The sequence below is a fragment of the Streptomyces capoamus genome (genome assembly GCF_014654935.1).
Lineage (GTDB): Bacteria > Actinomycetota > Actinomycetes > Streptomycetales > Streptomycetaceae > Streptomyces > Streptomyces capoamus.
In genome coordinates, this window is the sequence record NZ_BNBF01000013.1 from 10,991 (window position 1) to 13,221 (window position 2,231).

1 protein-coding gene is annotated in these 2,231 nt (G+C 72.9%); it reads left to right on the forward strand.

Annotated features, from left to right (window positions below; all coding sequences use genetic code 11):
- Positions 1 to 138: 138 nt before the first annotated feature.
- A partial coding sequence (locus tag IE312_RS20805) for a DNA translocase FtsK (RefSeq protein WP_229900228.1) occupies positions 139 to 2,231 on the forward strand: 2,093 nt, incomplete at its 3' end.

A 2,231-nucleotide genomic window follows, 5' to 3' on the forward strand; every position in this document is an offset into this window, starting at 1 on the left:
CCCTCGCAGAACTGACCCGCGCCGGGACGCGGTTGCGGATGAGCGTGCGTCAGTTTCGCGCCCCGGCAGGCACGACACGAACGGGTGAAGCTGTGGGCACACGTGTCCGCAGTCGTCTCCACCGGTAACCTCACACCCATGGCCTCACGTCCCTCCGCAGCCAAGAAGCCCGCCAGGAAGGCGGCCGCTCCCGCGAAGGCTCCGGCGAGGAAGGCCGCCGCGAAGAAGGTCCCGGCCAGGAAGGCGCCCGCCAAGAAGGCCGCGGTGAGGAAGGTCGCGCCCGCGAGACCGGCACCCAGCCCCACCGGGGGCGTGTACCGGCTCGCGCGCGCCCTCTGGCTCGGCCTGGCGCACGCCGTCGGCGCCGTCTTCCGCGGCATAGGGCAGGGCGCGAAGAACCTCGACCCGGCCCACCGCAAGGACGGCATCGCGCTGCTGCTCTTCGCCCTCGCGCTGATCGTCGCCGCCGGCACCTGGGCGGACCTGCGGGGACCCGTCGGCGACCTGGTCGAGATCCTCGTCACCGGCGCCTTCGGCCGGCTCGACCTCCTGGTGCCGATACTGCTCGCGGTGATCGCCGTACGGTTCGTGCGGCACCCGGAGAAGCCGGAGGCCAACGGACGGATCGTGATCGGCCTGTCCGCGCTCGTCATCGGCGTGCTCGGCCAGGTCCACATCGCCTGCGGCTCGCCCGCGCGCAGCGCCGGCATGCAGGGCATAAGGGATGCCGGCGGTCTCATCGGCTGGGCGGCGGCCACCCCGCTGACGTACACCATGAGCGAGGTGCTCGCCGTCCCCATGCTGGTGCTGGTGACGGTCTTCGGGCTGCTCGTGGTCACCGCCACGCCGGTCAACGCCATCCCGCAGCGGCTGCGCCTGCTCGGCGTCCACCTCGGCCTGCTGCACGATCCGGAGGCCGACCGGTTCGGGATCGTGGACGACGAGGACTACGACGATCAGTGGCGCGAGGCCACGCCCGCGCGCCCGCGCCGGCGCCCGGGCGCCGCCCGGGCGTACGACCCGGAGTACGCCGAGGAGGAGGCCCTCACCCAGCGCCGCGGGCGCCCCAGGCGCTCCGCGCTGCCCCAGCCGGACCCGCAGCGGCATCCGGACGCCGTGGACGTGGCCTCCGCCGCGGCCGCCGCGCTCGACGGTGCCGTGCAGCACGGCATGCCGCCGTCCCCGCTGGTCGCCGACCTCACCCAGGGGGTGAGCGCGGGCGAGCGCGAGGACACCACCCCGGTGCCCGCTCCCGCCGTCCCCTCGGCTCCCGCGCCCGCGCAGGTCCCGGCCGCCCGCCCCCGGCGGGACAAGCCGACCACCGGCACCGTCCCCGACCTGACCAAGAAGGCCCCCGAGGAGCCCCGGGACCTGCCCGCGCGCGCGGAGCAGCTCCAGCTGTCCGGTGACATCACCTACGCGCTGCCCTCGCTGGACCTGCTGACCCGCGGCGGCCCGGGCAAGGCGCGCAGTGCCGCCAACGACGCGGTCGTCGCCTCGCTCACCCAGGTGTTCACCGAGTTCAAGGTCGACGCGGCCGTCACCGGCTTCACCCGCGGCCCGACGGTCACCCGCTACGAGGTCGAGCTCGGTCCCGCCGTGAAGGTGGAGCGGATCACCGCGCTGACCAAGAACATCGCCTACGCCGTCGCCAGCCCCGACGTGCGGATCATCAGCCCGATCCCCGGCAAGTCCGCCGTGGGCATCGAGATCCCGAACACGGACCGGGAGATGGTCAACCTCGGGGATGTGCTGCGCCTCGCGGAGTCCGCCGAGGACGACGACCCGATGCTCGTCGCCTTCGGCAAGGACGTCGAGGGCGGGTACGTCATGCACTCGCTGGCGAAGATGCCGCACATGCTGGTCGCCGGCGCCACCGGCTCCGGCAAGTCGTCCTGCATCAACTGCCTGATCACCTCGGTCATGATGCGGGCGACCCCGGAGGACGTCCGGATGATCCTGGTCGACCCCAAGCGGGTCGAGCTGACCGCCTACGAGGGCATCCCGCACCTGATCACGCCGATCATCACCAATCCCAAGCGGGCCGCCGAGGCGCTGCAGTGGGTGGTGCGCGAGATGGACCTCCGCTACGACGACCTGGCCGCCTACGGCTACCGGCACATCGACGACTTCAACCGGGCGGTGCGCGAGGGCAAGGTCAAGCCGCCCGAGGGCAGTGAGCGGGAGCTGCAGCCGTACCCGTACCTGCTGGTGATCGTCGACGAGCTGGC